Source organism: Pseudomonas sp. UBA1879, from assembly GCF_002338065.1.
Taxonomy (GTDB): Bacteria; Pseudomonadota; Gammaproteobacteria; order Pseudomonadales; family Pseudomonadaceae; genus Aquipseudomonas.
This window is the reverse complement of record NZ_DDHJ01000004.1, coordinates 798986-824995: the sequence shown is the minus strand read 5'-3', so window position 1 is coordinate 824995 and position 26010 is coordinate 798986. Positions and strand designations below refer to the sequence as shown.

At 58.9% G+C, this 26010-nt stretch carries 19 protein-coding genes, 4 tRNA genes and 1 riboswitch; of the genes, 8 read left to right on the top strand and 15 right to left on the bottom strand.

Annotation, left to right across the window (positions count from 1 at the left end):
- Positions 1-353: 353 nt before the first annotated feature.
- The 3 genes from B3N48_RS06920 to B3N48_RS06910 all read right to left on the bottom strand — a co-directional run bounded on the left by B3N48_RS06920 (position 354) and on the right by B3N48_RS06910 (position 4617).
- Positions 354-1940, bottom strand: a complete 1587-nt coding sequence (locus B3N48_RS06920; protein WP_296181109.1) for an aldehyde dehydrogenase (NADP(+)) — start codon at positions 1938-1940, stop codon at positions 354-356.
- Positions 1941-2105: 165 nt separating this feature from the next.
- Positions 2106-3098 carry an AraD1 family protein gene (gene araD1, locus B3N48_RS06915; protein ID WP_296181107.1) on the bottom strand — a complete coding sequence of 331 codons (993 nt, stop codon included), beginning with the start codon at positions 3096-3098 and terminating at the stop codon, positions 2106-2108.
- A gap of 202 nt (positions 3099-3300) precedes the next feature.
- Positions 3301-4617 (bottom strand): MFS transporter, encoded by a 1317-nt coding sequence (locus tag B3N48_RS06910; protein WP_296181104.1) that lies wholly within the window; start codon positions 4615-4617, stop codon positions 3301-3303.
- 221 nt (positions 4618-4838) lie between these two features.
- On the opposite strand from B3N48_RS06910, the gene B3N48_RS06905 reads away from it, so the two are divergent.
- Entirely contained in the window at positions 4839-6593 is a 1755-nt protein-coding gene (locus B3N48_RS06905; protein ID WP_296181101.1) for an IlvD/Edd family dehydratase, read from the top strand.
- Between the two features lie 221 nt (positions 6594-6814).
- Positions 6815-7537 (top strand): FadR/GntR family transcriptional regulator, encoded by a 723-nt coding sequence (locus tag B3N48_RS06900; protein WP_296181097.1) that lies wholly within the window; start codon positions 6815-6817, stop codon positions 7535-7537.
- Between the two features lie 195 nt (positions 7538-7732).
- Here the strand turns inward: B3N48_RS06900 and B3N48_RS06895 are convergent, their stop codons facing one another.
- Positions 7733-8425: a sensor histidine kinase gene (locus B3N48_RS06895; protein ID WP_296181095.1), complete on the bottom strand. Its 693-nt coding sequence runs from the start codon at positions 8423-8425 to the stop codon at positions 7733-7735.
- Entirely contained in the window at positions 8422-10026 is a 1605-nt protein-coding gene (locus tag B3N48_RS06890; RefSeq protein ID WP_296181092.1) for a tetratricopeptide repeat-containing response regulator, read from the bottom strand. The genes B3N48_RS06895 and B3N48_RS06890 overlap by 4 nt, the downstream gene beginning before the upstream one ends.
- Positions 10027-10477: 451 nt before the next feature.
- On the opposite strand from B3N48_RS06890, the gene B3N48_RS06885 reads away from it, so the two are divergent.
- Together B3N48_RS06885 and mqo are read left to right on the top strand one after the other, a co-directional pair.
- Positions 10478-12118 carry a methyl-accepting chemotaxis protein gene (locus tag B3N48_RS06885; protein ID WP_296181091.1) on the top strand — a complete coding sequence of 547 codons (1641 nt, stop codon included), beginning with the start codon at positions 10478-10480 and terminating at the stop codon, positions 12116-12118.
- 445 nt (positions 12119-12563) lie between these two features.
- On the top strand, positions 12564-14201 hold the full coding sequence (gene mqo, locus B3N48_RS06880) for a malate dehydrogenase (quinone) (protein WP_296181090.1): 1638 nt from the start codon (positions 12564-12566) through the stop codon (positions 14199-14201).
- Positions 14202-14516: 315 nt separating this feature from the next.
- Here the strand turns inward: mqo and B3N48_RS06875 are convergent, their stop codons facing one another.
- Together B3N48_RS06875 and B3N48_RS06870 are read right to left on the bottom strand one after the other, a co-directional pair.
- The gene (locus B3N48_RS06875; protein WP_296181089.1) at positions 14517-15308 is read right to left on the bottom strand and encodes a class I SAM-dependent methyltransferase; all 792 of its coding nucleotides are present in this window, start codon (positions 15306-15308) and stop codon (positions 14517-14519) included.
- A 184-nt stretch (positions 15309-15492) separates the two neighbouring features.
- Positions 15493-15569, bottom strand: a tRNA-Arg gene (locus B3N48_RS06870).
- Between the two features lie 309 nt (positions 15570-15878).
- Here B3N48_RS06870 and B3N48_RS06865 point away from each other — a divergent pair.
- The 3 genes from B3N48_RS06865 to B3N48_RS06855 all read left to right on the top strand — a co-directional run bounded on the left by B3N48_RS06865 (position 15879) and on the right by B3N48_RS06855 (position 17146).
- Positions 15879-16112, top strand: coding sequence for a hypothetical protein (locus B3N48_RS06865; RefSeq protein ID WP_296181087.1), 234 nt, complete (start codon positions 15879-15881; stop codon positions 16110-16112).
- 50 nt (positions 16113-16162) lie between these two features.
- Positions 16163-16360, top strand: coding sequence for a PA3371 family protein (locus tag B3N48_RS06860; protein WP_296181085.1), 198 nt, complete (start codon positions 16163-16165; stop codon positions 16358-16360).
- A gap of 459 nt (positions 16361-16819) precedes the next feature.
- A complete protein-coding gene (locus B3N48_RS06855; RefSeq protein WP_296181082.1) occupies positions 16820-17146 on the top strand; it encodes an Arc family DNA-binding protein in 327 nt (108 codons plus the stop codon).
- Between the two features lie 121 nt (positions 17147-17267).
- Here the strand turns inward: B3N48_RS06855 and mgtE are convergent, their stop codons facing one another.
- Positions 17268-18710 (bottom strand): magnesium transporter, encoded by a 1443-nt coding sequence (gene mgtE / locus B3N48_RS06850; RefSeq protein WP_296181077.1) that lies wholly within the window; start codon positions 18708-18710, stop codon positions 17268-17270.
- Positions 18711-19031: 321 nt separating this feature from the next.
- Between mgtE and B3N48_RS06845 the strand changes: the two genes are divergently transcribed.
- A complete protein-coding gene (locus B3N48_RS06845) occupies positions 19032-19535 on the top strand; it encodes a cell envelope protein SmpA (protein ID WP_296181075.1) in 504 nt (167 codons plus the stop codon).
- A 49-nt stretch (positions 19536-19584) separates the two neighbouring features.
- On the opposite strand, the gene B3N48_RS06840 is transcribed toward B3N48_RS06845, so the two are convergent.
- The 7 genes from B3N48_RS06840 to ltaE all read right to left on the bottom strand — a co-directional run bounded on the left by B3N48_RS06840 (position 19585) and on the right by ltaE (position 25598).
- A tRNA-Arg gene (locus tag B3N48_RS06840) sits at positions 19585-19661 on the bottom strand.
- 135 nt (positions 19662-19796) lie between these two features.
- Positions 19797-19873, bottom strand: a tRNA-Arg gene (locus B3N48_RS06835).
- A gap of 107 nt (positions 19874-19980) precedes the next feature.
- Positions 19981-20071, bottom strand: a tRNA-Ser gene (locus tag B3N48_RS06830).
- A 62-nt stretch (positions 20072-20133) separates the two neighbouring features.
- Complete coding sequence (gene csrA / locus B3N48_RS06825; RefSeq protein WP_020290522.1) at positions 20134-20322, bottom strand: carbon storage regulator CsrA; 189 nt, start codon at positions 20320-20322, stop codon at positions 20134-20136.
- Positions 20323-20504: 182 nt separating this feature from the next.
- Complete coding sequence (locus B3N48_RS06820) at positions 20505-21737, bottom strand: aspartate kinase (RefSeq protein ID WP_296181059.1); 1233 nt, start codon at positions 21735-21737, stop codon at positions 20505-20507.
- 93 nt (positions 21738-21830) lie between these two features.
- Positions 21831-24449 (bottom strand): alanine--tRNA ligase, encoded by a 2619-nt coding sequence (alaS, locus tag B3N48_RS06815; protein WP_296181056.1) that lies wholly within the window; start codon positions 24447-24449, stop codon positions 21831-21833.
- Between the two features lie 144 nt (positions 24450-24593).
- Positions 24594-25598, bottom strand: a complete 1005-nt coding sequence (ltaE, locus tag B3N48_RS06810; RefSeq protein ID WP_296181653.1) for a low-specificity L-threonine aldolase — start codon at positions 25596-25598, stop codon at positions 24594-24596.
- Between the two features lie 178 nt (positions 25599-25776).
- Positions 25777-25921: riboswitch (FMN riboswitch) on the top strand.
- Positions 25922-26010: the final 89 nt, after the last annotated feature.

Sequence of the window (26010 nt, the reverse complement as noted above, 5' to 3'; positions counted from 1 at the left end):
GCTGGGTCCGGGCCGTATCTGAACGACTGCATGTACCCGCCACCAAAGACTTCGCAGACATACCGTCATCGCGAGCAAGCTCACTCCTACAGAGTGCTGCGCCTGAACAGGCACTCGGTCCTGCACAGACCCTGTGGGCGTGAGCATGCACGCGATGCCATTTTTACTGGCACCACAGCAGCGTGTGATCTGACGCAGCGCGAGCAAGCGCGCTCCTACAGAGTGCTGCGCCTGAACAGGCACTCGGTCCTGCACAGGCCCTGTAGGCGTGAGCTTGCTCGCGATGCCATTTTTACTGGCACCACAGCAGCGTGTGATCTGACGCAGCGCGAGCATGCGCAGGCCTACAGGGGTTATGCGGTGATGGCGGAGGTCGTGGCCACTCCATCCACCAAGCGCTGAATGCCCAGCGGATTGGCGTTTTTCAGAGCGTCGGGCAAGGCGCTGTCGGGGTAGTTCTGGAAGCACACCGGGCGCAGGTAGCGATCGATCGCCAGGGTGCCGACCGAAGTGCCGCGTGCATCGGACGTCGCGGGGTACGGCCCGCCATGGACCATCGAGTCCACCACTTCCACGCCGGTCGGATAGCCATTGATAAGAATCCGTCCGACTTTCTGTTCCAGCAACGCCGTCAGTTCGCTGAAGCGCTGAAGGTCGTCGCCGTCCACTAGCAGGGTGGCGGTGAGTTGGCCGTGAAGGCTGCGCAGGGCCTGGTCGAGCTGCGACTGATCAGCGACTTCGACCACGATTGACGTCGGCCCGAACACCTCTTCTTGCAGCAGCTCATCGCCGTCGAGCAACAGGCTGACGTCCGCCTTGAACAGCTGCGGATGAGCTTGATCGCCCTGTTGCTCACTGCCCGCCAGGTGAGTGATGCCGGCGTGGGCGTGCAGGGCTTTCAGGCCACGGCCGTAGCTGCCCAGCGTGCCGATATTGAGCATGGTCTGGGGCGGCTGATCGTTGATTTGCCCCGCTAGACGTTTCTGAAACTCAGTGAACGTCGGCGAGCTCAGACCGATGATCAAGCCCGGGTTGGTGCAGAATTGGCCGCAACCCTGAACGATAGAGGCGGCCAATTCCGAGGCGATGCGTTCGCCGCGCAGGCCCAACGCTTGGGGCAGCACAATCACCGGATTGATGCTCGACATTTCGGCGAACACCGGGATCGGTTGCGGGCGTGCGGCTGCCATGTTGCACAGCGCGCGCCCCCCTTTGAGGGAGCCAGTGAAGCCGACAGCCTGAATCGCCGGGTGCTTGACCAGCCACTCGCCGACTCCGCCGCCATAGATCATGTTGAACACACCCTTGGGCATGTCGGTCTTGTCGGCAGCGCGCAGGATGGCTTCGGCAACGAGTTCGGCGGTGGCCATGTGGCCGCTGTGGGCCTTGAACACCACCGGGCAACCGGCAGCCAGCGCGGAGGCGGTGTCGCCGCCCGCCGTGGAGAAGGCCAGCGGAAAATTGCTGGCGCCGAACACGCCCACCGGGCCGACGCCGATGCGATACTGACGCAGGTCCGGACGCGGCGCGGGTTTGCGCTCCGGCCGCGGCAGGTCGATGCGCGCGCCGTAGAAATCGCCGCGGCGCAGGACCTTGGCAAACAGACGCATCTGGCCTGTCACTCGTCCACGTTCGCCTTGAATGCGCGCGGTCGGCAGCGCCGTTTCGCAGCAAACGGTGGCGATGAAGTCGTCGTCCAGTGCGTCGATTTCCTCGGCGATGGCATCGAGAAATTGCGCCCGCCGCTCTGCGCTCAGGGTGCGATAAACGGGATAGGCGGACGCAGCGGCGTTGGCGGCGGCGTCGACTTCTTCGACCGTGGCCTGATAGAAGTCGTAGGGCAGGTTTTCGCCCGTGCTGGCATCGACGCTGTGGACGACGATGGCGCCGGCGGCGCTGCGGCTACCGCCGATGAAGTTGTGGCCGAGAATCTGGGGCATGAGTCGGGTCCTGTTAATCGGGTCTGTCAGGTAAACCGCATTCCTGTGGGAGCCGGCTTGCTGGCGAAGGCGTCCTTTCAGACACCACAGGGGTGACGGGTAAACCGCATTCGCCAGCAAGCCGGCTCCCACGTCCTTCGGGCAGAAGCGACATTGCGTTGTTCTTTAGAGCTGCTTGATGCCACCCGGCTGAAACACTGCGTCCGTCGGCGCAATGCCGTTGATCAATGGCGCGCCAAATTCGCGTTGGCTGATCTCGAAATGGTCGCCCGGTTGGGTCTCGATGCCATCGGCGAAGGACAGGGTCGCGGTGCCGAAGAAGTGCACGTGCACGTCTCCCGGACGCAGAAACTGACGGTATTTGAAGTGGTGGTATTCGAGGTTTTCCAGGCTATGGCACATGTTGGCCTCGCCGCTCAGGAACTCCTTCTCCCACAACACCTGGCCGTCGCGCAGGATACGGCTGGTGCCTGACAGGTGCTGCGGCAAATCGCCGACGCGCAGCTCGGGGCCGAACGAACAGGCGCGCAGTTTCGAATGGGCGAGGTACAGGTAATTCTTGCGCTCCATGACGTGGTCGGAGAATTCGTTGCCGATGGCAAACCCGAGTCGGTATGGCTTGCCGTCGTTGCCGATTACGTAGAGACCGCTCAATTCGGGCTCCTCGCCCGCGTCCTCGGAGAACGGCGGCTGCGGAAACGCTTCGCCTGGGCGGATGACGATGCTGCCGTCGCCCTTGTAGAACCACTCTGGTTGCACCCCCGCCTGACCAGCATCGGGTTTGCCACCTTCGATGCCCCATTTGAAGATGCGCATGGTGTCGGTCATGGCCGCTTCGTCATTGCCATGCTGGTGCATTTTGTCCCGCGCCGAGGCGCTGCCCAGATGCGTGAGGCCAGTGCCGCTAACCAGCAAGTGCGCGGGGTCCGGATGATCCAGCGGCGGCAGAATGCGCAGATCGGCGCGCAGTTGCGAGTAGTCGTGGCTGTCGCCGAGGCCGTGGCTGTCGACCTGTTCGGCAAGGGAAATGTGCTTGTCAATGGCCGCCAGCGCGAGTTCACGGGTGCTGGTCGCACCCTGCACTTCCCGCACCAGGCCGCCGTCCACCAGACCGACTCGACGCTGACCGTTACCCAATTCGAATTGAACCAAATGCATGAGTTTCTCCTTTACGTTGAGCGCAGCCGCCCCTTGTAGGAGCGTGGCTTGTCCCGCGATCGACGACGCAGTCGTCGTAACACCAATGCATGCGGTGTTTCGGGTCCACCGAGGTCGCAGACTTTGCGAGCGCTTCGCAGTCGATCGCGGGACAAGCCACACGCCTACAGGTGCGGCGTACGTCAGAAATACAAGCGCGTCATTAACGAGAACCGCGGGCGCTGGCCGCAAACTCGGACGTCGGCAACACATGTTTGCGTTCGAGCACGCGATACACCACGCCGGTCAGAATCAAGCCGACAATCATCACCCCCGAGAGAAAGTACAGACCGCTGGCGAGATTGCCGGTGAGTTCTTTCAACCAGCCAATGACGAACGGACCGATGTAGCCGCCGAGGTTGCCCACCGAGTTGATCAACGCAATACCGGCTGCCGCGCTGGCTCCGGCGAAGAAACGGCCGGGCAAGGTCCAGAACACCGCGGTGCAGGAAAACAGGGAGAACGCCACCAGACACAGCGCGGCCAATTGCAGCACCGGCACGCTGAGGAAGGCGCTCAGGAACAGACCGATCGCACCGATCACATACAGAACCGCCAGGTGGCCGTAGCGGTCATTCAAACGGTCCGAACTGCGCGGGACGATGAGCAAACCGACGATGCCGAAAATATACGGGACGGCCGACACGAACCCGGTGACCAAATCGCTGCCACCGAATTGTTTGATCAACGTAGGCAACCACAGTCCCAAACCGTAAATGCTCAACGTCACGGGCAGATAGAACAGCGCCAGGAGCAGGACCCGTTTGTCCTTGAGCGCGTGCAGCGGATTGCCGTGGCGAGTCTGGCCGTAGGCTTCGAGGTCTTTTTTCAGCTCGCCGGTCAACCATTCTTTTTCGACCGGGTCCATCCACTTCACGTCTTTCGGTCCGTCCGGCAACCAGCGCAGCACCGGCCAGGTCAGCAGGATCGCCGGAGCACCGATGCACAGGAACAGCCATTGCCAGCCGTGTAGACCGCCCACGCCTTCCATGCCCAGCAGGCCGCCGGAAATCGGGCCAGTGATCATCATGGCGATAGGTTGCGAGAGGATGAACAGGCCGAGGATCTTGCCGCGATGGCGCACCGGGAACCATTGGGTGATGTAGTAGAGAACGCCGGGGAAGAAACCCGCTTCTGCCGCGCCGAGGAGAAAACGCATCACGTAGAAGCTGGTCGGGCCCTGAATGAACGCCATGCCCATGGTGATCACGCCCCACGTGATCATGATCCGCGCGAACCAGCGCCGAGCGCCGAAGCGTTCGAGCATGAGGTTGCTGGGGATTTCCAGCAGGAAGTAGCCGATGAAGAACAGCCCGGCACCCAGACCATACGCCGCATCACCGATACCAACGTCGGCACCCATGTGCAGTTTGGCGAAGCCCACGGCGGAGCGGTCCACATAGGCGATCAGGTACAGGAGGATCAGAAACGGGATGAGTTTCAAGGTGATGCGACGGATAAGCCTGAGTTCCTGGCTCATGTATGCGGTCTCCACGATTGTTTTTGTTATGGAAGCAACGGAGATCGCCTCTGCCTTCGTGTGTGCCAGGTGGTTGAGTACGCGGCAGGCAGGGTCGTCCCTCGGATGACGCTGACTATATAGTATTACTATTTAGCGTTACAACACTTCCACTCAGGGGTTTTTAGGCCTATTTTAATCAGCACATGACGTTTTAAGTCTTACAATAAGAGTGCTGATTTATGTCTGATTCCCCGTCCAATACCCAGAAAAAACCTACCCTGCGTTCGGCCCAATGGTTCGGGACCGCTGACAAGAACGGCTTCATGTACCGCAGCTGGATGAAGAACCAGGGCATTGCCGACCATCAGTTTCAGGGCAAGCCAATCATTGGCATCTGCAACACTTGGTCTGAACTCACCCCCTGCAACGCCCACTTTCGTACCATCGCCGAGCACGTCAAACGGGGCGTCATCGAGGCCGGTGGTTTCCCGGTTGAGTTCCCGGTGTTCTCCAATGGCGAATCGAACCTGCGTCCGACGGCAATGCTCACGCGCAACCTGGCGAGCATGGATGTGGAGGAGGCGATTCGCGGCAACCCTATCGACGGCGTGGTGCTGCTGACCGGTTGCGACAAGACCACCCCTGCCCTGCTGATGGGCGCAGCGAGTTGTGACGTGCCGGCGATCGTCGTCACCGGCGGGCCGATGTTGAACGGCAAGCACAAGGGCAAGGACATCGGCGCCGGAACCATCGTCTGGCAGATGCACGAGTCGTATAAGGCGGGCCAGATCAGCCTCGACGAATTTCTCTCCGCCGAAGCCGGCATGTCCCGCTCGGCGGGTACGTGCAACACCATGGGCACGGCGTCGACCATGGCCTGCATGGCTGAAGCACTGGGCACCTCGCTGCCGCACAACGCGGCGATTCCGGCCGTTGACTCACGCCGTTACGTGTTGGCGCACATGTCCGGCATGCGCGCGGTGCAGATGGTCAATGAAGACCTGCGCCTGTCGAAAATTCTCACTCGGGAGGCCTTCGAGAACGCCATTCGCGTCAACGCTGCAATTGGTGGTTCGACCAACGCGGTGATTCACCTGAAGGCCATCGCCGGTCGCATCGGCGTCGATCTGGAACTGGACGACTGGACGCGCATCGGCCGCGGCACGCCCACGCTGGTGGACCTCCAACCATCCGGGCGCTTTCTGATGGAAGAGTTTTATTACGCGGGCGGCCTGCCTGCGGTGCTGCGTCGTCTGGGCGAGAACAACCTGATTCCCAACCCGGAAGCGTTGACGGTGAACGGCAAGTCATTGTGGGAAAACGTGAAGCATTCGCCGATCTATGGCGATGACGAAGTCATCCGAGCCATCGACAACCCACTGGTGGCCGACGGCGGGATCTGCGTGCTGCGCGGCAATCTCGCGCCATTGGGTGCCGTACTCAAGCCCTCTGCCGCCACGCCTGCGCTGATGAAGCATCGCGGCCGTGCAGTGGTTTTCGAGAACTTCGACATGTACAAGGCGCGGATCAACGATCCCGATCTGGACGTCGATGCCAACAGCATCCTGGTGATGAAAAATTGCGGGCCGAAGGGTTATCCGGGCATGGCCGAGGTCGGCAACATGGGTCTGCCGGCCAAATTGTTGGCCCAAGGCGTCACCGACATGGTGCGGATTTCCGATGCGCGCATGAGCGGCACGGCGTACGGCACGGTGGTCTTGCACGTGGCGCCGGAAGCGGCAGCGGGCGGGCCACTGGCAGTGGTGCAGGAAGGCGATTTCATCGAGCTGGACTGCGCGACCGGGCGCTTGCACCTGGACATTCCCCAGGCAGAACTCGACGCGCGCCTGGCTGACTGGCAAGCGCCGCAAAACACGCTGATCGGTGGCTATCGTCAGTTGTACATCGACCATGTGATGCAGGCGGATCAAGGCTGCGATTTCGATTTTCTGGTAGGCATGCGCGGCTCCGAAGTGCCGCGGCATTCGCATTGATCGGATGAACTGTGGGAGCCGGCTTGCTGGCGAAGGCGATGGATCAGTGACAGAGATATTGCCTGACCTTCCGCTTTCGCCAGCGAGCCGGCTCCCACAGGATCGCGAGAACGCGTGCCGTCACCTGTGTCCGTGAAACTACCTGACTTTCGCACCCGCGCCCTCCTTCCTGCCAATGCTATGATGCGCCGCATTCATCGCTCAGGATCGCCCCGCGCCCCATGGATTACCGTAAGCCCTCCGACCGCAAAAGCATGCATTCGCGCATTGTCCAGGACATCGGCATGCAGATCGTTTCGGGCCGTTTCAAGCCTGACGACAAACTCCCCGCCGAAGCGCTGCTCTGTGAAGAATATGCGGTCAGCCGACCGGTGCTCCGGGAGGCAACCCGGGTGTTGGTGGCCAAGGGTCTGGTGTATTCGCGGCCACGCGTGGGCACCGTGGTGAAGCCCCGTCGCGAGTGGCACATGCTCGACCCGGACGTGCTGCACTGGCTGATGCAGAGCTCGCCGCAGAATGAATTCTTCGCGCTGCTGACCAGCGTGCGCAGCATCATCGAACCCGCCGCCGCGGCCCTTGCCGCACAACACGCTACGCCGGATGAGCTCGCCAGCATCGGCGAGGCTTACGAACGCATGGCCGCCGCGCCTACGGTGGAAGACGTGCTGCAGCCGGACCTGGATTTTCACAGCCGCATCGCCGACGCCACCCACAACGATCTGCTCGCGCACCTGTGTAACATGCTGTCGCTGGCGTTGCGCGAAGCGTTGAAACACTCCAACAAACGCCCGAACTTGCATGAACTGGCGCTGCCACGACACAAGGCCATCCTCACCGCCATCGAAAACCGCGACGCCCTCGGCGCCCATCACGCGACGCTGGTGCAATTGGACGATGCGCGCAACGCGCTGAATGTGGTGTTGGGGAAAGGCGTGAAGCTGTAGGCAAACAGCGGCTTATGCCGAAGGCGCGTTGCTGGCTCGCGATCGGCCTGGGGTCGCGTCCGACCGAAGCGGCGGCACACTCTGGACATGCGGTGTATCAGATTGTCCGAGCCGTCAGGTTTCACGACGGCTACGCAGCCGTTCGCAAGCGACGCTCCTACGGCCAGCATCGACAACAGAACGTCTGGCGTTCAATCAGGGCAAATAAATCCTGAACACCCCACCGCCCAACGCCCCACCGTTGGCAATTTCGATATGCCCCGGCACGCCCTGGCGTTGATGCTGGCGAGCGATGTTGGCGGCGAAATAAAGACCGAGGCCGGTGCTGCCGCTGTTCTGATTGATACCGAGGACATAATCCGTCTGCTTTTCCACCATGTGTTCAGGGAACCCCGGGCCGTCGTCGTTGACGCTGATGACCAGTTGCTCGCCCACCTGCGCCGCGGTGATCAGCACCTCCTTGCGGGCAAAGCGAATGGCATTGATCACCACGTTCGACACCACCGAGCCGATCAGCTCGCGGTCGAAAAAACCGGGCAGGCCAAAGTCTTCAATCTCATACCGCGCCTCGATGCCACGGCTGTCGAGCACTTCCTGATGGAACGCCAACTGCGCCTCGATGAAGTCATCCAGCTCGTGATAATCCGGTCGCAAGGGCAGCTGATTCACGCCCAGTTTGTAGAGCCCCAGCAGTTGCACGAGCATGCCGTTGAGGTGGGCAAATTCGTAATCGATCACGCCTTGTTCCGGCGTGTCGCGATGAGCCTCGGGCAATTGCTTGACCCATTGCCCGTGGGCCTGGATCAGCGAGGCCAGCGAGTTCTTCATGTCGTGCACGGTGGAGGCGATCACCATGGAAAAATCCAGCCCCGAATCCTCGTCCGTCATTCACCAAACGCCTTGAGTCGCAGTTTCTGATACCGCTCGTATCGCGGGTCGGTCTCGGGCATCTTGCCCACCATTTTCAGACTGTTCTGGCACTCCTTGAGGCTTGCCGCATCGAGGTTTTGCACGCCCATGTGCAGCAACGATTGCGCCATGTTCAGCGCGATACTGATGTTTTTGGGCTGCAGCGCCAGCCCCTGACGGAACAGGTCTTGAGCCTCGCCCAGCTTGCCCGCGCGATAACTGCGAATGCCTTGCAGGTTCAGGTCAATGGCGGCTTTGCCCGCGCCAAGGATTTCCGGGTCGTCGGTCTGTCTGGCGATGTTCTGCATGACGGCCGGATCGTCGCCATAGATTTCCGCGCAGCTTTTCAGAATGCCAGCGCCGGCCGCTTCCTGACCCAGCTGCTTGAGCTGGGATGCCACGGCCAGAGCGGCATCGGCGCTCAAAAACTGCTCCATGCCGTCCAGGCGCGCCATGGCCTGTTCGGTCAGTTTGGCGGCCATTTCCGGGTCGGAACTGGCGACACTGGTGGCTTTCATCAAACGCGCGCGCACCTGCAAACCAGCGTCGTTGGCATGCTCCTTGGCGACGTCGCCCAGCGTCTGGTTGATTTCCACGCGGGTTCGCGCGTCCAGACCGCGATCGCCGCCTTTGCTGATCAGTGCCTGCGCCAACCCCAGATTGGTTTCCGGGTCTTTGAAGCGAGAAAACTGGCCTTGAGACACCGCCTGGCGGAACGCGCGGGAGGCGCCATCGAAGTCCTGGTTTTCCAGCGAAAGCTTGCCCAACAGCCGCTGGCGGCGCACGGCATAGGGCGACAGGCGCACCGCTTCTTCGAGCATTTTTTGCGCCCGACGGTTGTCACCCGTGGCAATCAACACGTCGGCCAGCCCGTCGAACAGCACCGGCATCGCATTAAAGGCACGAATCGCTTCTTCATAGACCGTTTGCGCTTCGGCATTGCGATTGCGCTTGAACAGCAACTTGCCCAGCGCCGAATACGCCCAAGGTTGCGGGCGGTCGGCGAGGATGGATTTGAGAAACGCTTCCAGTGGTTCGTGCTGGTTCAGATCGCGCAGCGCGTCGGCCTTGTAGCGCAAGCAGAGCGGCGCGAAACGCGGGTCCTGTTGGGTCAGGTTCACGCAAGCGGCCAGCACTTCGGCGGGCTTGCCACGATCCAAGGCTTGGAGAATCGGCTTGAGCAGGTTTTTGCGCTGGACGATCTTTTCCAGCCGCTGCGCCAGGCTCGCCCGGTTGAACGGCTTCGTCAGGTAAGCATCGGGCTCCCATTCCAGCGCGCTCATGACCATCGCCTGACTGTTCTCGGCAGTGACCATGACGAACACGCTTTCGTGGCTGATCAGCCGGTCCGTCATCAGATCTTCGAGCACCTGCTGGCCGTTTTTCTTGCCATCGCCCAGGTTGAAGTCGTGCAGGATGAAGTCATAGCGCTTTTGCGAACAGGCCTTGATCGCCTGTTCGCCGGTATCAGCGGTGTCCACTTCCTTGACGCCCAACTCGCGCAACATCGAGCGGACCGAGCTGCGAAAATCGGAGAAATCATCGACGATCAGAAAGGTTTTTTGGTTCCAGGCCAGCATCGAGATTCCTGTAGCGGGAGAAATGAGCTTAAAGACAATGACACAGCGATCAACATTGGAGCACCCGTCCCGGGAAGCCGATGATAGCCAACATCATTTTGCCATCAATCTATCTCGCACACGCAATGACAACGTATCGGGGGGCAATCTGCCGTTCGTTCGGGTTATCGGCGGTGCACGCTCAAAGCTTAGGCGGATGCAGCGATAAAAAGCGCGTTTCAGCCGGGCTTCGTCGCGTCGGAGCCCTCATTTTGTGACGCGGGTCTGCTGGGACGACGTGGCCTTTTCGAGGTGCATTCAAGCCCATAATGGATCCGGCAACTGCGAACGCCGACGAATATAAACAGACGGTTACCTGTTACAAGATATGTAAAGTCCCTCGCGCGTTAGCCGATAGCTATTACAGACGGTGACCCAACCGCAACTCCCTTTTTCGCCCGAGTGCCTCTCCATGTCCTGGCTGACTGATCTGAAATTGAAGTCCAAGCTGTTACTCGCGTTTGGCCTGTGCGCCGTCATCACAATTGTGGTGGGCGTTTTGGGACAGAACGGTATATCCCGACTGTATGACCTGTTTCAGGACACGGTCACCAACAACATGCTGTCCATTACCAAAGTCGATTCAGTAAAGGCTAACGTCATCGCGACCAATCGGGATTTTTTCAAAATCCTCGGTTTGAGCGCGCTGAAGGCTCCTGCCGATGAAATCAATGCTGCGCTGCAATCGCTCAAAGACAATCAGGCGCAGGCAGACAGCGACTTCGCGATCTACCGCACAACGCCAATGGAACCGGACGAAAAGGCGGCGGGCGATGAATTCATGCGCGACTGGCCGGCCTACATGGCGGCCGTTCAAAACGTGCTGAGCGTGGTCCAGAGCGGTGATATCGAACAAGCGTCCAAGTTGTCGGCCACCAGCGTGACCCCGACCTACCGCAAAACCATGGGTGAGCTGAAAGTCATCATCGAGTCCAACGCACGGCAAGCCGCCGAATCGACCCAGGAAGGCGTCGACGCCGATCGCCAGGTGACCGGGTTGCTGATCGGCGGCTCGATCATCGCCGTCATTTGCGCCATTTTGCTCGGGCTGGCCGTGACCCGCATGATCACCCGGCCGATTTATCAGTCCGTGGAAAGTGCGTCTCGCGTCGCCGGTGGTGACCTGACTCACGCCATCGTTTCTGGCAGCAAGGACGAAACCGGGCAACTGCTCAAGGCCTTGGGCGACATGCAAGGCAGCCTGAAAGGCACGGTGCAGCAGATCGCCAGCGCGTCGGATCAACTCGCCTCAGCGGCCGAAGAACTGACGGCGGTCACCGACGACAGCACCCGGGGTTTGCAGCGCCAGAACGATGAAATCCAACAGGCGGCGACGGCGGTGAACCAGATGACGGCGGCGGTCGAAGAGGTCGCGCGCAACGCCGCCAGCGCGTCGCAAGTGTCGACGCAGACCGCCGACGACGCCGTCAAAGGGCAACAGCAAGTGCAGCAAGCGGTGACGGCGATGAACACCATGACCGTCGAGATCAACGATTCGACTCAACGCGTCGAAGCACTGGCCGGGCAGATCCGCGACATCACCAAAGTGCTGGACGTGATCCGTGGCATCGCCGAACAGACCAACCTGCTGGCGTTGAACGCGGCCATCGAAGCAGCTCGCGCCGGTGAGCAGGGCCGCGGGTTTGCCGTGGTCGCCGACGAAGTCCGCGCCCTCGCTGCCCGCACCCAAGCCTCCACGGGTGAGATCGAGTCGATGATCACGCTGGTGCGCAACGGCGCCGATGAAGCGGTGCGGGCCATGGGCAAGAGCCAGGCCATCGCGACCAGCACTCAGACACTCGCCACGGAAGCCGGTCTTGCGCTGGAGCGCATCAGCGAAGGCGTCAGCCAAATCAACGAACGCAATCTGGTCATTGCCAGCGCCGCCGAAGAACAGGCCCAGGTCGCGCGTGAAGTCGACCGCAACCTGGTGAACATCCAGGACCTGTCCGCCCAGACCGCCGCCGGTGCCAACCAGACCAACGCGTCGAGCCAGGAGCTATCGCGGCTGGCGGTGTCGTTCAACATGATGGTGGGTAAATTCACGCTGTAACAGCCGCAGAGATGGCGTCATCTGGTAGGGGCCGACTTGCCGGCTCCTACCGTGCAGGCCGCCGTTTCACGTAGCTTCGCCACTTCTTTGCCACCCTTTCGCCACCTGTGACACCGTGGCGTCTTGACTAAAGTGTCACTCGTTTTGTCAGAAATAACATTTCGGGTACAATCGCCGCCCTCCCGCAGATTGCTTGGACCTGATGACCGAGTCCTGCGGGGGTGTTTGTTGTTTACTCAAGCTGCTGCATCCCAATGATTTAACAAAAAGCCAGCGCAGAGGGACACAGAACTCGGGGTCCGTTTCTTCGACCTTGAACCCTTACCCCCTCGCCCGCCGGGCGCGAAACCGGACTGCCATTCACTCAAGCCTGATGTGAGCCAGACCGGCGTCGCCTCGACGCATGCGGCAGGCGGATAACGTTCTATCAACTGGATTGCGTGCAATGATCAAAGCGACAAGCAAAGCCCTGCTGGGTCTGGCAATTTCGATGGGTATGCTTCAGGCACACGCCGCCGAAAACAAAAAAGTGGACGTGCTGCTGATCGGCGGCGGCATCATGAGCTCGACCCTGGGCGTATGGCTCAACGAGCTGGAGCCAAGCTGGTCCATGGAGATGGTCGAGCGCCTGGACAAGGTCGCCGAAGAAAGCTCCAACGGCTGGAACAATGCCGGTACTGGCCACTCGGGTTTGGCCGAGCTGAACTACACCCCCGAAGACAAAGACGGCAAGGTCAACATCTCGAAAGCTATCGAAATCAACGAAGCGTTTCAGGTGACCCGTCAGTTCCTGGCCTGGCAAGTGCGCCAGAGCGTTTTGAAGAACCCGCACTCCTTCATCAACTCCACACCGCACATGAGCTTCGTGTGGGGCGATGACAACATTGCGTTCCTGAAAAAGCGTTACGAAGCGCTGCAAGCGAGCCCACTGTTCCGGCCGATGCAGTTCTCCGAAGACCACGCGCAGATTGCCAAGTGGGTGCCGCTGATGATGGAAGGGCGCGACCCGAACCAAAAGCTGGCGACCACCTGGACGCCGATCGGCACTGACGTCAACTGGGGTGAGGTCACGCGTCAATACGTCTCCGCGCTGCAGACTCGCCCGAACTTCAACCTGAAGCTGTCCAGCGAAGTCAACGACATCACCCGTAACCAAGACGGCTCCTGGCACGTCGAATACAAGAACCTGAAGGACGGCACCAGTAGCGCAACGGATGCCAAATTCCTGTTCATCGGTGCAGGCGGCGGCGCGTTGAAGCTGTTGCAGAAGTCCGGCATCCCCGAAGGCCGCGATTATGCGGGCTTCCCGGTCGGTGGTTCGTTCTTGGTCACCGAGAACCAGGACATTGCCCTGCAACACATGGCCAAGGCCTACGGCATCGCCTCCACCGGCGCCCCGCCCATGTCGGTTCCGCACTTGGACACCCGCGTGCTCGACGGCAAGCGGGTGATTCTGTTTGGCCCGTTCGCGACCTTTTCTACCAAGTTCCTGAAGGAAGGTTCGTACCTGGACCTGTTCAGCAGCATGACCACCCACAACTTCTGGCCAATGACCAAAGTGGGCATCGAACAGTACCCGCTGGTCGAATACCTGGCCGGCCAACTGATGCTGTCCGACGACGACCGCTTCAAGGCGCTGCAGGAATACTTCCCGCATGCCAAAAAAGAAGACTGGCGTCTGTGGCAGGCCGGTCAGCGCGTGCAGATCATCAAGCGTGACGCCGAAAAAGGCGGCGTGCTGAAACTGGGCACTGAAGTTGTGTCGTCGCAGGACGGCAGCATCGCTGCGCTGCTGGGTGCATCGCCGGGCGCCTCGACCGCCGCTCCCATCATGCTCAACGTGCTGGAAAAAGTGTTCAAGGACAAAGTGGCAACGCCTGAATGGCAAGCCAAGATCCGCCAGATCGTGCCGAGCTACGGCACCAAGCTGAACGACTCGCCTGCCGCTGTGCAGCAAGAGTGGAACTACACCGCCGAAGTCCTGCAACTGGACAAGCCGCCGGTCATTGACCAGAGCGTCGGCACAAGCACCGAGCCGAGCAAACCGGCTGAAAGCAAGCCTGCGAATGACATGGCGCTGTAATTTTCGCCACACCACGTCGCAGTAAAAAGAAGCCACGGGATCAACCCCGTGGCTTTTTTATGGGCGCTGGAAGCACGTCATGCGAGGCGCCCCCGGAGACCTTTCGACACGCAGGCCTGCTAGCGGATCTCGACAATTCATTGCTGGGGGGGGCGTACTGCATCTCATCCTGGCCAAACCACCAGTCTTCACGCTGAACGTCATTCAGGGTGGTGGAAACGTCCTCCCTTCGAAGGCCCGCGCACGCGTGAATGCCGTCGGCAACTGGCGAACGAAGCCTGCGCACAGGCGTTCGAGATGCAGCACTGAGCCCGATCAGTAATGAAAGCGGGTGATGGCCTCGGGCAAGCTAAACGAAACCGGTTCGGGCTGATCCGCGAGGCGGGCGACGATAAATAACTTATTCACGTCGTGAACCATGTGTTCAAGGAAGCAATTCACCATCCGATATCGCTCGATCGTGAACCAGGTATTCATGATCCGCATCTTTTCTTCCATGTCGCCGTCGTCACCTTCAGCACCGGTTCCCGGCCCGTAGACATTATGGCTTTCGAACAACAGGTAGCCGCCGGGCTTGAGGTGCGCCACGATCTTCTTGATGTAATTCTCGAACCCCATATTGAGGTTGCCATCGATCGTGTGATGGTTGGAGAACGACAACACGACATCGAACTTTTTGTCCGTGCTGAAGCGCGTAAAGTCATCCTCAACCACCGTAATGTTGCCGAGCTTCAGGTATTTTGCGGTATCGATGGCAATCCGGTTCAGATAAGGATTGAGCTCTACCGCCATCACGGACTTTGCCCGTTTCGCGCAGTACGCCGCGACGAATCCGCAGTTGCTGCCAATGTCGAGAATTTCGGCATTGATCAAAAGCGGGTCGACATCGTATTGGCGAAAACGAAACCCTGTGGGTTTGGCGCCGGTGATCCCCAGTTCTTCCAGGCCCTGATAGTAATAGCCTTGGGTGTATTGCTTACCTTTGGGCCAACTTTTGCGCTGCTCATTCAAATGCCGTTTCAAACGGCGTTGAATCAACGCGCGCCCCGTGAATATCCCTCTCCAAAAATCCTGGAACGACATTTTTACGCTATAGGGAATTGCCATCGCTTAACCCAGTGCTCAACGTGAAAGCTGGCGGACTGCAACGCAAAGCGTCAAAGAGCCCGCATCGCAGGGAATTTCCCTCAGCTTGTGCAAGTAACACGCCCACGTTGACGTGCGCTGCCAAATGCAACCCTGAGTGGACTTGGACAAGACGGGCTGATGCATCAGACGTCGTAATGAGGTGTGGTGTCCCAGGCGGGGTTCGAACCTGCAACCTTCCCCTTAGGAGGGGGATGCTCTATCCAATTGAGCTACTGAGACACGGCTGCCGGCGCGCGGGATGGCGCCAGCGGGACGGCGAGCATGTTAACGGCAACCTCTTGATTTGTCATGTCGTCATTGTCGCTTGAGGGGGTAGTCCGCCGGGGATTTGGCCTGCCGAAATATCCGGTCATGCAAATTGCAATGGCGCAAAATGACATCATTGCAAACTGCAAGCCGCAGCACAGCCAATAAAACTATAAATCTATGATTTATATGGATTTATTTTTGAAATTTGCTTGGCATGCGGAGTGCATTCTATCTACGCACGCCCCCCTTCTCACAGACTCCCAAGCGAAGGTATCCGAGATGAACATGACTCTCTCCCTGTTGAATGCTGCAGCATTGGTCGCGCTGGTCGCTTTCCACTTTCAAGCGAACGACAGCAAAACAGAGAGCGTCGCTGTTCAGGCTGAGCCGCATTATCTGATGAAACAATCTCCGCGCTTCGCGGCAATGTCTTCGCAACGATCAGATGCATTGCTCGCCAACGATACGGACGAGGCCATAGCCGTTGACCGTTCGCAACGCTGGGTGTTTTGAGTCTTCTCGTAACACGCGAGTTCGCCAACATTTCTATTCAGAGAAAAGCCATGTCAAAAGCCGCACTGTCGTTTCTGGTCCTCGCAATCATAGCCATGACGGCCGATCAGTTGCTTCCACCTTCGATGGAAGCCGCTGGAACCATCTCCAAGACCGCTGCGGGAATGTTCGCGACACTGTTCATCGCCGCCTTGTTCGTAGGTCGCCGCATCAAGTTTGATCCTGTGTTACGCCAAGCGAAGCCCTAGTCGCTCGTCCCAGTCAGTCCTCTCTGAGTACCGGGCGGCTACACGCCCACCCCCTCCTCCTTCCGTCCTGTGACCTAGTTCCCGCTCAATCGCACTGACGCCACCGGACCCTTCGTCCCTTTCTCGGCGTCGTCCTCGAAATTTCCTACAGACGCTTCTAAGCTGAAGACAGATAGCCATCACGGCAGACATCCTGCGCATTCTGAGACTGTCAAGCGGATGGTGACGTCCGGGAACTTTGCTAACCAGAACGCATTTCAGATAATTGGTGCTGGCTAAAAGCCTTTATCTGGTTCAATATTTGTCACAGATTTGACGCCAAGGTTCCGACACATTCATGCATCATGACGGACCTTTATGCTGGCACGTTGAACATTTCGCCGAAATGACAGTCAGACAGTGACATCTCGCGGCCGAATGCTTGAACCGCCTCCCCTTTGAACTAAATCGGTTAAATATATGAGCCCTATGAAACAGGCCAATTATTCCAGTCGCACAGCTGACAAGTTCGTTGTCCGTCTCCCGGAAGGTATGCGCGAGCGCATTGCGGAAGTCTCCAAAGACAACCATCGCAGCATGAATTCTGAAATTATTGCGCGTCTCGAACAAAGTCTGATTCAAGAAGGCGCATTGGGTGACGAGGCCAAACTGCGTCTTGACAGCCCTGAGTTGTCACTGCATGAACGCGAGCTGCTGCAGCGCTTCCGTCAACTCGCCCATCGCCAGCAGAACGCGCTGGTTTCACTGATTGCACACGACACCAGCCTGACCGCCGACGACGAATAAGTCCCGGGGCCAGAGACTCAAAAGCCAGCGCTCCGCTGGCTTTTTTGTGGCCGTCGAACACCGATCCCCTTCTTTTTAAAAAAAAACCGCCTCAAGAGACGGTTTTTTTTGCGGGATCACCCTAGAGCAAGAACACCGTTGCCAGCCCCAGGAAGATGAAAAAGCCACCGCTGTCGGTCATTGCGGTGATCATCACGCTGGAACCCATGGCAGGGTCCCGTCCCAGCTTTGCCAGGGTCATCGGGATGAACACCCCCATGAATGCCGCCAACAACAGGTTCAGCGTCATGGCAGCGGTCATCACTATGCCCAACGACCAGCTGTGGTAAAGGAGATAAGCGACCACGCCGATCACGCCACCCCATATCAGGCCGTTAAGCAGGGCAACACCCAGTTCCTTGCGCATCAGTCGTGATGTGTTGCCCGTGCTGACCTGGTCCAACGCCATTGCACGCACGATCATGGTGATTGTCTGATTTCCTGAGTTGCCGCCGATTCCTGCGACGATCGGCATCAAAGCTGCCAAAGCGACGAGTTTTTCAATGGAGCCTTCGAACAAGCCAATTACCCGAGACGCGATAAAGGCAGTAATCAAGTTGATGGCCAGCCATGACCAGCGGTTACGAAGCGATCGCCATACCGACGCGAAAATATCTTCCTCTTCACGCAAACCCGCCATATTGAGAACTTCGGTTTCGCTCTCTTCTCGAATCAGGTCAACCATCTCGTCGATGGTCAGACGGCCAATCAGCTTGCCGTTCTTGTCCACCACCGGCGAGGAAATCAGGTCGTAACGCTCGAAGGCCTGAGCAGCCTCATAGGCATCGCCATCCGGGTGAAAGCTCACCGGATCGCTGGCCATGACATCCGACACCTTTTTTTCGGGATCATTGACCAACAGACGCTTGATGGGCAGCACCCCTTTGAGCACGCCGTCGTAATCCACCACAAAGAGTTTGTCGGTGTGGCCCGGCAGCTCCTTGAGGCGACGCAGATAACGCAGCACCACTTCAAGGCTGACGTCTTCGCGGATGGTGACCATCTCGAAGTCCATCAACGCACCCACCTGATCCTCATCGTAGGACAGCGCCGAACGCACACGCTCGCGCTGCTGGCTGTCGAGGGCCTCCATCAGCTCATGAACGACGTCGCGGGGCAGTTCGGGTGCAAGGTCAGCCAGTTCGTCCGCGTCCATTTCCTTGGCGGCGGCCAGCAACTCCTGGTCGTCCATGTCGGCGATCAGGGTTTCACGAACGGAGTCGGATACCTCGAGAAGGATGTCGCCGTCTCGCTCGGCCTTGACCAGCTGCCAGACCGTCAGACGGTCTTCGACCGGAAGGGCTTCGAGGATGTAAGCGACGTCAGCAGAGTGCAGATCATCGAGCTTGCGTTGCAGCTCGACCAGATTTTGCCGGTGAACCAGGTTCTCAACACGATCCTGGTTCTGGCCTTCCTGGCGATGGGTCAGGTCTTCGACGATACGCTGACGCTGCAGCAGGTCGACCACTTGTGCAAGGCGATCCTGAAGACTTTCCTGCGTTTTTTTTACTTCGATTTCGGTCATAGGCGAACTCCACTCCCAGCAGTGGACCACGCCGGAAGATCAATCAGTCGATTCTTGATTGGTACAGCTTGATTCTGAGTTGCTACTGGGTAAGTCCATGGAGGTATTCCACAAGCCCCGGCGGGGCTGACGGGCGCAATCATACACCCCTTGCCGGGACTTCATGATAAAAATTCAACACGGAACAAGCGCTTGCAACACAATGTTAAGCATTGTCCGAGTCGTTATTGCTACGACGTCACATCAGGAGAAGAAAACACGCTCGCCCGGTTATTTCCATCTGGCTAGTCTTCCCCCTCACCTGCCAAGGAGGACGCTGCCATGCCATTGGACATCTGTAAAACGGTGATGACCGCACTGCTCATCTTGCCTTCGTGTGCGTGGGCAACGACAGTCCATCGCTGTGAAGACGAAAGCGGGCGCATCATGTTCACTACCCTCAGTTGCCCACCCGGTCACCACCTGACGTCGAAGAATGTTAAGACCCCACTTACTGGCTCCATTTCAGTGACATCACCCAAACCCGCCCCTTCGAGAAGCGCTCACCTGAATTCGGAGTTGGTAGTCGTCGGTCAGCGGGACGATGGCTGTGGCAATGTGCTGAGCCCAGAACTGCGGCGCAAGGCGATCATCAACCAGCAGACACCTGCGGGTATGACCAAGCGCGACGTGGAAAGTCTGCTCGGCAAGCCTGACAAAATCATAGGCCGCAACGCCGAGGTGCGTTATGTGTACGAAGAGAAGAAAGGACGAAGTCGGCAGGTGACATTCGACGCGCATGGCTGCGTAAAAGGGGCGACCCAAAAAGGCAAGGTCAAACGATAAATGCTCGAAAAGCAAAAAGCCCGCATTCACATGCGGGCTTTCTGTTTTATGGTGCACTCGACAGGATTCGAACCTGTGACCGCTCGGTTCGTAGCCGAGTACTCTATCCAGCTGAGCTACGAGTGCAAATGGCGCTTGATAGACCAGATCACCTCTGGTGATTGCATTTAACTTCTGGAAGCGAGTGGTGCTTCCGAAGACCTGTTGAAGTCAGGCTCTTTCTTCAAGCTGCTGTTCGCATCACTGCAGACAACGCTTAAATGGTGCACTCGACAGGATTCGAACCTGTGACCGCTCGGTTCGTAGCCGAGTACTCTATCCAGCTGAGCTACGAGTGCATTTGTTGCCGCGCATTATAGGCCGTCGAATCTTTTGGTCAAGAACTTTTTCCAGTAAATTCAACAAGTTACCGAATCAAGCCAGATGCAACGTACTACGCAAATAATGGCGGAGAACGGGGGATTCGAACCCCCGACACCCTTTTGAGGTGTACTCCCTTAGCAGGGGAGCGCCTTCGGCCACTCGGCCAGCTCTCCGCAACACGGGGCGTATAATAACCACCCTTTTCCCCGTTTGCAAACCAAAAATTCAATAAAAATTAATGGCTTGGTTCCTGGTCTTTCTCTTTCTTGATGCGCAGGTAAATCTCTTCACGGTGTACAGCCACTTCCTTGGGAGCGTTAACCCCAATTCGTACCTGGTTACCTTTTACACCGAGCACGGTGACGGTGATTTCACCGTCACCGATAATCAGGCTCTCCGCGCACCGACGGGTCAAAATCAGCATACCTATCTCCTCAACCTGAATTCAGGGACAACAGTCTGCACAGCCATAAAGGCATTGGCCCGCGCCAGAAAAGGCAGCGGGCCAGTGTCCTGAGTATTGACTAGCGTCAGGAAAAAACAGCTTTCTCACGCACGTCAGAAACACAAAGGGCGCGGAGTGTACCGCGCCCTTTGATGAAACGCTTACTCGCCTTGGCGAGGCGCGTCGAGTTCGAATGCCGTGTGCAGCGCGCGAACGGCCAGCTCCAGGTATTTCTCTTCGATGACGACCGAGACCTTGATTTCAGACGTAGAAATCATCTGGATGTTGATGGTCTCCTTGGCCAGCGCTTCGAACATGCGGCTCGCCACCCCTGCGTGGGAACGCATGCCGACACCCACGATGGAGACCTTGGCGATCTTGGTGTCGCCAATCACTTCGCGTGCACCGATTTCACGGGCGGTATTCTGCAGAACGCTCAGCGCCTGCTCGTACTCGTTGCGGTGCACGGTGAAGGTGAAATCGGTGGTGTTATCGTGCGCGACATTTTGCACGATCATGTCGACTTCGATGTTCGCGGCGCTGATCGGGCCAAGGATCTTGAAGGCAACGCCCGGGGTGTCTGGCACGCCACGGATCGTCAGCTTGGCTTCGTCACGGTTGAAGGCGATGCCAGAAATGATCGGCTGTTCCATGGATTCCTCTTCATCGATGGTAATGAGGGTACCCGGACCCTCCTTGAAGCTGTGCAGCACGCGCAGCGGAACGTTGTACTTGCCGGCGAATTCCACCGAGCGGATCTGCAACACCTTGGAGCCCAGGCTGGCCATTTCCAGCATTTCTTCGAAGGTGATTTTCTCCAGACGTCGCGCTTGAGGTACGACACGCGGGTCGGTGGTGTAAACGCCATCGACGTCAGTGTAGATCTGGCATTCATCAGCCTTCAGGGCTGCTGCCAAAGCAACTCCAGTGGTGTCGGAACCACCGCGACCGAGGGTCGTGATGTTGCCGTTTTCGTCGACGCCCTGGAACCCGGCAACGACGACGACGCGACCTGCTTTCAAGTCCGCGCGAATCTTCTGATCGTCGATCTGAAGAATCCGTGCTTTGTTGTGGGCATTGTCGGTCAGGATGCGCACCTGATTACCGGTGTAGGACACTGCCGGCACACCACGCTTGATCAGCGCCATGGCCAGCAATGCGATAGTCACCTGCTCACCCGTCGAGACGATAACGTCCAGTTCACGAGGAACCGGCTGATCGCTGATTTGCTTGGCCAGGTCGATGAGACGGTTGGTCTCGCCGCTCATCGCGGACAGCACTACCACCAGATCATCGCCCGCTTCGCGGAATTTCTTGACCTTGTCGGCCACCTGCTCGATGCGCTCGATCGAGCCCACGGAGGTGCCGCCAAATTTTTGTACGATTAAAGCCATCTCAAAGCCGCCTCAGCCCATGACGGGCCCCCGTTAAACATTCAAACCGCATAGCGCCGCCCCTTCCCATGAAGAAAAGGGCGGTGGGTCGACTTAAATTCCTTGTTCGGCGAACGGAACCGCCAGCGCGAGCGCTGCGTCCAGACCGGCAGCGTCAACGCCGCCACCTTGCGCCATGTCAGGACGACCGCCGCCTTTACCACCCACGGCGGCGGCCGCTTGCTTCATCAAATCACCGGCTTTGAGTTGGCCAGTCAGGTCCTTGGTGACGCCTGCCACCAGCACGACCTTGTCTTCATGCACACCGCCGAGCAGGATCACTGCGCGGCCGAGTTTGTTCTTCAACTGATCAACCAGCGCCAGCAGCGCTTTGCCATCCTGACCGTCAAGCCGGGCAGCGAGGACTTTGGCGCCTTTGACCTCAATGGCAGCGGCAGACAGGTCGTCACCCGCCGCGCTGGCCGCCTTGGCCTGCAGTTGTTCCAGCTGTTTTTCCAACAGGCGGTTGCGTTCCAGCACCGCCGACAGCTTGTCCAGCAGGTTGTCACGGTTGCCTTTGACCAGGTTCGCCGCTTCCTTCACTTGCTCTTCAGCGGCGTTCAGGTAGGCCAGCGCCACAGCGCCGGTCACTGCTTCGATGCGGCGCACACCCGAGGCCACGCCACCTTCGCTGACAATCTTGAACAGCGCGATATCGCCCGTGCGATTGGCGTGAATCCCCCCGCACAGCTCGACAGAGAAATCACCGCCCATGCTGAGCACGCGAACGCTGTCGCCATACTTCTCGCCGAACAGCGCCATGGCGCCCTTCTTCTTGGCGGTGTCGATATCGGTTTCTTCGGTTTCAACGGCAGTGTTCTTGCGAACCTCCGCGTTGACGATGTCTTCCAGCGCCTTGATCTGCTCAGGCTTGATGGCTTCGAAGTGACTGAAATCGAAGCGCAGGCGCTGACTGTCGACCAACGAGCCTTTCTGCTGAACGTGATCGCCCAACACCTGACGCAGCGCGGCATGCAGCAAGTGTGTGGCCGAGTGGTTCAGGGACGTGGCTTGCCGCACTTCGGCTGCAACTTGAGTACTCACGAGCGCGCCGATTTTCAGACTGCCTGACACCTGAACACCGTGATGCAGGAACGCGCCGCCGGTTTTGGTGGTGTCACTGACATCGAAACGGACGTCACCAGCGGTGAGATAACCGCTGTCGCCAATCTGGCCGCCGGACTCGGCATAAAACGGGGTCTTGTCGAGGACCACTACACCGTCCTCGCCTTCGTTCAAATGTTCGACCGCCACGCCATCCTTATAAAGGGCAACGACCTTGGCCTCCCCCGTGGTGGCGCTGTAGCCGGTGAACTCAGTGGCCACATCGACCTTGACCAGGCTGTTGTAGTCCATGCCGAAGGCACTGGCGGAACGCGCACGTTCACGCTGGGCGTCCATTTCGCGCTCGAAACCGGCTTCGTCGAGCGTCAGGTTACGTTCGCGGGCGATGTCGCCGGTCAGGTCCATCGGGAAGCCATAAGTGTCATACAGCTTGAACACGACGTCGCCTGGCACCACGGTGCCTTTGAGTTCAGCCAGATCCTGTTCAAGGATCTTCAGGCCCTGCTCGAGGGTCTTGGCGAATTGTTCTTCCTCGGCCTTCAACACGCGCTCGATATGCGCCTGCTGAGCCTTCAGCTCAGGGAAGGCTTCGCCCATTTCGGCCACCAGCGCGGCGACGATCTGATAGAAGAAGCTCCCCTTCGCGCCCAGCTTGTTGCCGTGACGGCAGGCGCGACGGATGATGCGGCGCAGCACGTAGCCGCGGCCTTCGTTAGACGGCAGGACGCCATCGGCGATCAGGAAGCCGCAGGAACGGATGTGGTCAGCGACGACTTTCAGCGACGGTTGAGCATCGTTGGTGCAACCGATGGCCTTGGCCGCGGCGTCCAGCAAGCTCTGGAACAGATCGATCTCGTAGTTCGAATGCACGTGTTGCAGGACGGCGCTGATCCGCTCCAGGCCCATGCCGGTGTCGACCGACGGCGCTGGCAGCGGGTGCAGCACGCCATCGGCGGTGCGGTTGAACTGCATGAAGACGTTGTTCCAGATCTCGATGTAACGGTCGCCGTCCTCTTCCGGCGAGCCCGGTGGCCCACCCCAGATGTCAGCGCCGTGGTCGTAGAAGATCTCGGTGCAAGGGCCGCACGGGCCGGTATCGCCCATGGTCCAGAAGTTGTCGGAGGCGTAAGGCGCGCCTTTGTTGTCGCCAATGCGAACCATGCGCTCGGCAGGCACGCCGACTTCTTTGGTCCAGATATCGTAGGCTTCGTCGTCGGTCGCGTAGACCGTCACCCAGAGCTTGTCCTTTGGCAGCTTCAGCACGCCGGTCAGGAAGGTCCAGGCAAAGGTAATGGCATCGCGTTTGAAATAGTCGCCGAAGCTGAAGTTACCCAGCATTTCGAAGAAGGTGTGGTGACGTGCGGTGTAGCCGACATTCTCCAGGTCATTGTGCTTGCCACCGGCGCGGACGCACTTCTGGCTGCTGACGGCACGGGTGTACGCCCGTTTTTCCTGCCCCAGGAAGCAATCCTTGAACTGGTTCATGCCTGCGTTGGTGAACAGCAGGGTCGGGTCATTGCCCGGAATCAAAGAGCTGGAGGCGACTCGGGTGTGGCCTTGCTCTTCGAAGAAGCGAAGGAAGGCTTCACGGATTTCTGCGCTTTTCATAGGTTCTTCCACGGGAACTGCGGCCAGAGGCACATGCATAACGTCATTCGACGTAGCGACGGCAAAGGGCCGCATTATATAGGCGTTGCTTCCACGGTACAGTGTCTTTGTACGATAGAAGCGGCCAATTGGATTATCGGTCGGTTATCGAATACCAAATTCGGCAAATGCCGCAACCACCTGCTCCATTTGCGCCGCCGAGGTGTCCAGGTGCGTCACCATGCGTAAACGCGAAGCCGCACTCAGGATGATCCCTCGCTCGGCACAAAAGGCTTTGAGACGTTCAGCGCGATCACCGACCTGCACGTAGACCATATTGGTCTGTACCGGCTCGACCTCGAAGCCCAGCTCGCCCAGTGCCTTGCCGAGGAATGCGGCGTTAGCGTGATCCTCGGCCAGGCGCTCGACCTGGTGCTCCAGCGCATATAAACCGGCCGCTGCGATCAGCCCCGCCTGGCGCATGCCGCCACCGACCATTTTGCGCAGACGACGGGCCTTGGCAATGAACCCGGTCGAGCCGCACAGCACCGAGCCGATCGGCGCCCCCAAGCCTTTGGAAAGACACACTGAGACCGAATCGAAATGCTGGGTGATTTCACGGGCCTCGACGCCCAGCTTGACGGCCGCGTTGTACAGGCGCGCGCCGTCCAGGTGCAGGCCCAGCCCTTTGTCTCGGGTCAGCTTGCGGGCCGCCACCAGATAGTCCATTGGCAGCACTTTGCCCTGCATGGTGTTTTCCAGCGCCAGCAAGCGCGTGCGGGCGAAATGGAAGTCGTCGGCTTTGATCGCTGCCACGACCTGACTGAGGTCCAACGAGCCATCGGCCTGATTGTCCAGGGGCTGAGGCTGGATCGAACCTAATACCGCTGCGCCGCCCCCTTCGTATTTGTAGGTGTGAGCTTGTTGGCCGACGATGTATTCGTCACCGCGCTCGCAATGGGCCATCAAGGCCAGCAAGTTACTCATGGTGCCGGTCGGGACGAACAGCGCAGCCGCAAACCCCAGACGTTGCGCCAACCACGATTCCAGTTTATTGACTGTCGGGTCTTCGCCGTACACGTCATCGCCTGATGGCGCGTGGGTCATGGCGTCCCGCATGCCAGCGGTGGGTTGGGTCACGGTGTCGCTGCGCAGATCGATAACCACGATGATGCTCCCTGGAAGATGACTCGAACCCCAGTCTTGAGGTCGGGACTTCTGATAATCAAGGCATCGCGACGCATTGCCAAGATGGCCTTATGCGAAAAGCTGATGAAACCCATCCAAAAGGCTCCATGCACATTCGGAAAATCTGTGTTACAAACTGCACGCCGGCGACACAGCGTCGGCACGTTCTCAGGGCGGGGTGCAATTCCCCACCGGCGGTAATGACGTGCAAAGCGTATAGCCCGCGAGCGCTCGCGTTGCGAGGTCAGCAGACTTGGTGAGATCCCAAGGCCGACGGTCATAGTCCGGATGAAGAGAGAACGGGATACGCATCACAGGATCGTCACGAAGCATTGCCGTGCGTGTTTATCGCCGCACCTGCTGTCGGCCGTACCTGGCATCCCCTTCGATCCAA